Source organism: uncultured Phenylobacterium sp. (assembly GCF_902826855.1).
In the GTDB taxonomy this organism is placed as follows: domain Bacteria; phylum Pseudomonadota; class Alphaproteobacteria; order Caulobacterales; family Caulobacteraceae; genus Phenylobacterium.
Genome location: NZ_CADEGK010000232.1, coordinates 1 through 6,521 on the forward strand (window position 1 = coordinate 1; position 6,521 = coordinate 6,521).

Sequence of the window (6,521 nt, forward strand, 5' to 3'; positions counted from 1 at the left end):
GGAGCCCCCGGCGAAGGGGATCGGGCGTCGCCAACCACTTGGGCAGGACGATGAGTGTCAGCACGCCCTGCGGATAGGCCTGCAGATCCCGGGGGCTGAGACCCGGCTCCGGGGTCAGGACCACGAGGGCGGGCGACGCCTTCACCGGGCGCGTACGGCTCACCACGACCGGCGCGCCCATGGCCTTCATCAGGATCGGCGCCGCGGCGTAGCCGATCGCGGACTTCGACAGGGCGTGCGCGCGGCCGTCGGCGCCGCTGCGCAGCTCAGGCGCAAAGGTCGACAGTACGGCCAGGCCCGCAAAGGCGACGATCCCAACCACGACCAGGGCCAGGACCGCACGGGCGGAAAACGCTGGCGACGAGCCGGATGCGCCCTCGCCCGCCTCGCTCACCGCCAGCCCTCGGCGAAGGCGAAGGCCTCATAGTCCTTGCGCGCGCGGCCGAATTCCTCGGCGTCGGCGGGCCGGCCTCCGAAGAAGGTGCGCTCCACCGCCTGGGCCAGCCGGGCGAAGGCCGAGCGCGCCTCGCCGGGCAGCACCTCCAGGCCGGCGATGTCGCGGCTGGTGAAGGCGGGCCTGACTGCGCCCGGCCGGCGCGCCACCAGGTCCTCAATGGAGCGGAACAGCAGCAGGTGGATCGCTTCCTCGAAACGACCCGCGGCGGCCAGACCGTCGGCGTCCTCCAGGAGCGCACGCGCCGTCCCGGCCTCGGGCCGCCAGTCGGTGACCACCTGCTTCGCGCGGGACTTTCGCAGCCAGGTCTCCGGCACGAACTCGCGGGCGATGAAGTAGATGATCAGGGCCACGCCGACCGCCAGCCCGCCCCAGAAGACGTACTGCAGGATGGGGCCCAGCGAGGCCAGGAACTCCAGCAGCGGCGCCAGCCAGCCCGGCGGCTTCGGCGGCGGCGGCTGGGCGCCGAAGTCGAACTGCAGGCCGGGCGTCTTGCGGAGCGCCTCGTGGGCGAGGGCGAGCTTCTGCTCCACCGTCTGGCCCGCCTGCGCCGCCGCCTCCGAACCCTGCACCAACATCCCCTAGTTGCGCGGCCAGCCTAGAGCACCACCGGGCCGCCGCAACCCTTGAGCCCGATACTTGACCTGCCCCTCGTTCGCGGGGAGGACGAAGCCATGAGCGACCTCGCCGCCTTCATCCGTGGCCTGCCCAAGGCCGAGTTGCACCTGCACATCGAGGGCAGCCTGGAGCCCGAGCTGATGTTCGAGCTCGCCCGCCGCAATGGCGTGGCCCTGCCCTTCGCGAGCGTGGAGGAGGTCCGCGCCGCCTACGCCTTCTCCAACCTGCAGGACTTCCTGGATATCTACTACCAGGGCGCCGGCGTGCTGATCACCGAGCGGGATTTCCACGACCTCGCGATGGCCTACTTCCGCCGCGTAGCCACCGACGGCTGCCGCCACGTGGAGCTGTTCTTCGACCCGCAGACCCACACGGATCGTGGCATCGCGTTCTCCACCGTCATGGACGGCCTGCTGGCCGGCATGGCGGAGGCCGAGCGGGACCTGGGGATCACCTCGTCCCTGATCCTCTGCTTCCTGCGGCACCTGGACGAGGCGGCGGCGTTCGCCACCCTGAAGGCCGCCGAGCCCTATCTCGATCGCATCGTCGGCGTGGGGCTGGACAGCTCCGAGGTCGGCCACCCGCCGCTCAAGTTCGCGCGTGTGTTCGCCGCCGCCCGCGCCAAGGGGCTGAAGCTGGTCGCCCACGCCGGCGAGGAGGGGCCGCCGGAGTACGTGTGGGAGGCCCTGGACATCCTGGACGTCGACCGCATCGACCACGGCAACCGGGCGCTGGAAGATCCGGCGCTGGTCAAGCGGCTGGTCCATGACGGCAAGACGCTCACCGTCTGCCCGCTGTCGAACCTCAAGCTGCGCGTGGTTCCCAGCCTCAAGGACCACCCCTTGCGCACGATGCTGGACCTTGGCCTGAAGGCCACGATCAACTCCGACGACCCGGCCTATTTCGGCGGCTACCTGGGCCAGAACTGGATCCAGGCGGCCGACGCCTTGGAGCTCTCGCTCGCCGAACTCATCACCCTGGCCAGGAACAGCTTCACCGGCTCGTTCCTGCCTCCAGAGGCCGTGGCCCGCCACCTGGCGGCGATCGACGCCTACGCCGAGGGCTCGTCGCCGTACTCGTAGAACACCATCTCCTGGGCCTCGGCGCCGCGGCTGTCGTAGAGCGCGCGGGCGGGCAGGTTGTCGGTCTCGGTGGCGAGCCACGAGTATGTGCAACCTCGCTCGCGGCCCCAGGCCAGCAGCTCGTCCAGCAACCGGCCGCCCAGGCCGCGCCGCTGGAAGGCCGGATCCACGCCCATGTTGTCGATGTAGAGCCCGTCGGCCTCGTCTGGGCTCAGGTGGATGATGGCGCGCGCCTGGCCCACCACCAGTCCGTCGGGCTCGATCGCCAGCACCATCAGATGCCGCGGCTCGGCCAGGAAGGCGGTCAGCCGCGCCGGATCGACGGCGTGGTCGAAGACATCCTCGGCCACGCGGTCCAGGAGGGGTTCGTCGCCGGGGGCGATGCGTCTGATTTCGGCGCTCATGGCCGCGAGCTTAAGGGTTGCGCGGGCGGGTTGAACAGCGGCACTTTCAAACTTGAACGGCGCGTCACGATGCCGGGAGGATGACCATGATCCGCTTCGCCGCCGCCCTGGTTGCCGCCACCGCGCTCGCCGCCACCGCCCAGGCCAAGGTGCTGGCCGTGACCCCGGGGGCCGACGCCCAGGAGCGCCTGCAGACCGCCCTGCTCGACGCCAAGCCGGGCGACGTCGTGCAGATCGCCGCCGGCCGCTACGACCTCAGCGACGGCCTGTCGCTGGACGTCGCCAAGGTGACGGTGAAGGGCGCCGGGCCGGACCAGACGATCCTCTCCTTCAAGGGGCAGCGGGGCGCAGGCGAGGGCCTCCTGGTCACCTCGGACGGCGTCACCCTGCGCGACTTCGCCGTGGAGGACAGCCGCGGGGACGGGATCAAGTCCAAGGGCGCCGACCAGATCAGTTTCCTGAACCTGCGCGTCGAGTGGACCGGCGGGCCGAAGGAGACCAACGGGGCCTACGGCGTCTATCCGGTCGAGAGCACCAACGTGCTGATCGACAAGGTGACGGTGAAAGGCGCCTCGGACGCCGGCATCTATGTGGGCCAGTCGAAGAACATCATCGTCCGCAACAGCCGCGCCGAGTTCAACGTCGCCGGGATCGAGATCGAGAACTCGATGAACGCCGACGTCCACGACAACACGACCACCCACAACACCGGCGGGATCCTGGTGTTCGATCTGCCGAACCTGCCGGTGATGGGCGGCCATTCGCACCGCATCTACCGCAACACCGTCGTCGACAACGACACGCCCAACTTCGCGCCCAAGGGCAACATCGTGGCCAGCGTTCCGATGGGCACTGGCATCATGGTGATGGCCAATCGCGACGTGCACGTGTTCGAGAACCGCATCGACGGCAACGCCACCGCCGCAGTGATGCTGGTGAGCTACACCCGCAAGTTCGACGACAAGACCTACAACCCGCTGCCCCGCGACATCGTCGTGCGCGACAACCGGATCGGCAAGAACGCCTGGGCGCCGGCGTTCGAGGGCGGGCCGCTGATCAAGGCGTTGCTGAAGGAGGTCCCGCCGATCATGTGGGACGGCGTCACCACCCACGCTCAGAGTCCGGGGGTGGCCAAGGTGCGCATCTCCGACGGGCCGGTGCTGAACCTGAACCTGCCGGCGCCCGGCGAGGTGGAGAAGGCCCGGCCGACCATCACGCCCACAGTGGGGGACGCCAAGGTGGTCGAGCCCAAGGCTGTGACCCTGCCCCGGCCCCAGGCCAACCTGGAAGGCTAGACCGGACCGATGCGCTAGGTCGCTGTCAGCCGCCCTTGCCGTAGACCACCTTCGACAGCTTCGCGCTGTCAGCCAGCAGGCGCTCGACCAGGTCGAGGTCGATCTGGTCGGGGCGGCGGAAGCGGATGCAGCTCTTGCCGGTGTCCAAGGCTTTCAAGGCCTGTGCGTGGAGGGGGTGCACGCGAGTACTGACGTAGAGCGAGATGTATTGCTTCTGGCTGGCGAAGGCGAAGATGGGGCCTTCGTCATCCGGTCGGACATACGCCGGCATGCCGTAGCTCATTCGCTCGGCCCCGGCGCCGAACGCCCTGAGCGCGGCGGCCCGCACGGCCTCCAGAACCGGCTTGCGCTTCGGATCCACCTCCCGAAGCCAGTCGTCCACGGTCGCGGCGGCCGACTGAACCACGGCTAGGCGATGCCCAGTTTGGCCTTGCAGGACGGGTCGACGACGTCCTGGGCCTCGGGGTGCTTCTTGACCCAGCCGGCCATGAACTCGCAGGTCGGGATCACCTTGAGGCCCTTGTCGCGGGCGTAGGCGAAGGCGTGGCGGGCCAGGGCGCTGGCCACACCCTTGCCCTCGAAGGCGGGCGGGACCACCGTGTGCGGCAAGACCATCTGGCCACCCTTCACCTCGTAGTCGGCGAAGGCGGTAGCTCCATCGAGGGTCACCTCAAAGCGGTGCTTGTTCGTGTTGTCGGTGACGGTGACGTCGGCCATGGGTGAACTCCTTACTGCCTGTTCTTGACGCGAAGCGGCGCGCCCGCCAAGGTCCACGCTGTTCCACGCGGCTCTAAACGCAGAGGAGAGGTTCATGTCGCCCATTGCCCGCGCAGCCCCTCGCTGCGTCGCCGCCGACGTTGCCTGACCGGCAACAGCCCCCGAACCCAACGCGGGGTCCCCGCGGTCGACGCCTGATTGGCTCTCGATCCCAAGGACAACCCCATTGCTGACTTCCTACGGCTGGAGCGAGACGCTCCAGGACGACTTCGCACCCTATTCGGCCGAGGGCCTGGTCCCCGCCCGCATCCTGATCCAGCACCGCGGCGGCTATCGCCTGGTCACCGAGGCCGGCGAGACCGACGGCCTGGCGTCCGGGCGCCTGCTGAAGACCACCTCGGAGGCCGACCGCCCGGCCACCGGCGACTGGGTGGCGGGCGAGGAGCGTGACGGCCAGTTCCTGGTGCAGCACCTGCTGCCCCGCAAGACGGCGTTCCTGCGCAAGGCCGCCGGCCCCCGGGGCGGCGCCCAGGTGGTGGCGGCCAACGCCGACGTTGCCCTGCTCGTGGCCTCGCTGAACTCGGACCTCAACCTGCGCCGCATGGAACGCTACCTGGCGACCACCTACGAAAGCGGCGCCCAGCCGGTGATCGTGCTGACCAAGGCCGACCTCGCCGAAGGGGGGCCCGAGGGGCTGGACGAGACCGTCGCCGAGGTCGAGGCCATCGCCTTCGGTGCGCCGGTGGTGGCGATCTCCTCGAAGACGGGCTTCGGACTGGAGACGCTGATGGCGCAGCTGCCTCCGGGCCAGACGGCCGTGCTGCTGGGTTCGTCAGGCGCCGGCAAGTCCACCCTGCTCAACGCCCTGGCCGGCGAAGAGCGGATGGATACTGGCGCGATCCGCGAGGCCGACGAGCGCGGACGCCACACGACGACCCACCGCGAGCTGGTGCTGATGCCCTACGGCGGGCTGATCCTGGACACGCCGGGGATGCGGGAGCTGGCCCTGTGGGACGCCAGCGCCGGGGTGTCGGAAGCCTTCGAGGACGTCGAGGACCTGGCCGCGCAGTGCAAGTTCAGCGACTGCCGGCACGGCAACGAGCCGGGGTGCGCGGTGCGCGGTGCGATCCAGAGCGGCGATCTGCCGGAGAGCCGCTGGCTCGCCTACCAGAAGCTGCAGGCCGAGGTGGCCTTCGAGAAGCGCAAGGAGGACCCGCAGCTCGCCCTACAGAACAAGCGGCTGTGGATCACCCGCCACAAGGCGGCGAAGGTGCGGATGAAGGCCAAGCGCGGGGCGGTGGACGACGGGTAGCCCCCCTCTCGGAACGTCATGGCCGGGCTTGTCCCGGCCATCCATAGACGCCGGCGCTGGAGGGTTCGCGGCGCGCAAGCGCGCGCGAACCCCACGACCCCGGAGTCTATGGGTCCCCGGGACAAGCCCGGGGATGACGAACGGGGGACTAGTTCCGGGTGGTGTCCACCAGGGCGTTCTTGGTGATCCAGGGCATCATGGCGCGCAGGCGCTGGCCGACTTCCTCGATCTGGTGCTCGGATCCGCGGCGGCGCGTGGCCTTGAAGCTGGGGGCGCCGACGGCGTTCTCAGCCATGAAGTCGCGAACGAAGCGGCCGGACTGGATGTCCTCCAGGATCCGCTTCATCTCCGCCTTGGTGTCCGGGGTCACCACGCGCGGACCGGAGACGTACTCGCCGTATTCCGCGGTGTTGGAGATCGAGTAGTTCATGTTGGCGATGCCGCCCTCATAGATCAGGTCGACGATCAGCTTCACCTCGTGGAGGCATTCGAAGTAGGCCATTTCCGGCGCGTAGCCGGCCTCGACCAGGGTCTCGAAGCCCGCGCGGATCAGTTCCACCAGACCGCCGCAGAGCACGGCCTGTTCGCCGAACAGGTCGGTCTCGCATTCCTCGCGGAAGTTGGTCTCGATGATGCCCG

7 protein-coding genes and 2 pseudogenes are annotated in these 6,521 nt (G+C 69.4%); 3 read left to right on the forward strand and 6 right to left on the reverse strand.

What is annotated here, in order from left to right:
- Both QZV94_RS21770 and QZV94_RS21775 read right to left on the reverse strand, forming a co-directional pair.
- Positions 1 to 394 (reverse strand): annotated as a pseudogene (locus tag QZV94_RS21770) (hypothetical protein); the annotation flags it as partial.
- On the reverse strand, positions 391 to 1,026 hold the full coding sequence (locus QZV94_RS21775; protein WP_293681869.1) for a DUF4129 domain-containing protein: 636 nt from the start codon (positions 1,024 to 1,026) through the stop codon (positions 391 to 393). The pseudogene QZV94_RS21770 and the gene QZV94_RS21775, both read right to left, overlap by 4 nt.
- Positions 1,027 to 1,128: 102 nt before the next feature.
- Here QZV94_RS21775 and QZV94_RS21780 point away from each other — a divergent pair, with 102 nt between their 5' ends.
- Positions 1,129 to 2,154 carry an adenosine deaminase gene (locus QZV94_RS21780; RefSeq protein WP_293681871.1) on the forward strand — a complete coding sequence of 342 codons (1,026 nt, stop codon included), beginning with the start codon at positions 1,129 to 1,131 and terminating at the stop codon, positions 2,152 to 2,154.
- On the opposite strand, the gene QZV94_RS21785 is transcribed toward QZV94_RS21780, so the two are convergent.
- Complete coding sequence (locus QZV94_RS21785; RefSeq protein ID WP_293681873.1) at positions 2,124 to 2,558, reverse strand: GNAT family N-acetyltransferase; 435 nt, start codon at positions 2,556 to 2,558, stop codon at positions 2,124 to 2,126. The two genes, QZV94_RS21780 and QZV94_RS21785, sit on opposite strands and share 31 nt — an antisense overlap.
- Before the next feature lie 86 nt (positions 2,559 to 2,644).
- Here QZV94_RS21785 and QZV94_RS21790 point away from each other — a divergent pair, with 86 nt between their 5' ends.
- A complete protein-coding gene (locus tag QZV94_RS21790) occupies positions 2,645 to 3,853 on the forward strand; it encodes a parallel beta-helix domain-containing protein (RefSeq protein ID WP_293681875.1) in 1,209 nt (402 codons plus the stop codon).
- 25 nt (positions 3,854 to 3,878) lie between these two features.
- On the opposite strand, the gene QZV94_RS21795 is transcribed toward QZV94_RS21790, so the two are convergent.
- Together QZV94_RS21795 and QZV94_RS21800 are read right to left on the reverse strand one after the other, a co-directional pair.
- Positions 3,879 to 4,235, reverse strand: a complete 357-nt coding sequence (locus QZV94_RS21795; RefSeq protein WP_293681877.1) for an iron chaperone — start codon at positions 4,233 to 4,235, stop codon at positions 3,879 to 3,881.
- Between the two features lie 26 nt (positions 4,236 to 4,261).
- Positions 4,262 to 4,570 carry a GNAT family N-acetyltransferase gene (locus QZV94_RS21800; protein WP_293681880.1) on the reverse strand — a complete coding sequence of 103 codons (309 nt, stop codon included), beginning with the start codon at positions 4,568 to 4,570 and terminating at the stop codon, positions 4,262 to 4,264.
- 226 nt (positions 4,571 to 4,796) lie between these two features.
- Here QZV94_RS21800 and rsgA point away from each other — a divergent pair, with 226 nt between their 5' ends.
- Positions 4,797 to 5,882: a ribosome small subunit-dependent GTPase A gene (gene rsgA / locus QZV94_RS21805; protein WP_293681883.1), complete on the forward strand. Its 1,086-nt coding sequence runs from the start codon at positions 4,797 to 4,799 to the stop codon at positions 5,880 to 5,882.
- 148 nt (positions 5,883 to 6,030) lie between these two features.
- Here rsgA and QZV94_RS21810 read toward each other — a convergent pair.
- Positions 6,031 to 6,521 (reverse strand): annotated as a pseudogene (locus tag QZV94_RS21810) (ketol-acid reductoisomerase); the annotation flags it as partial.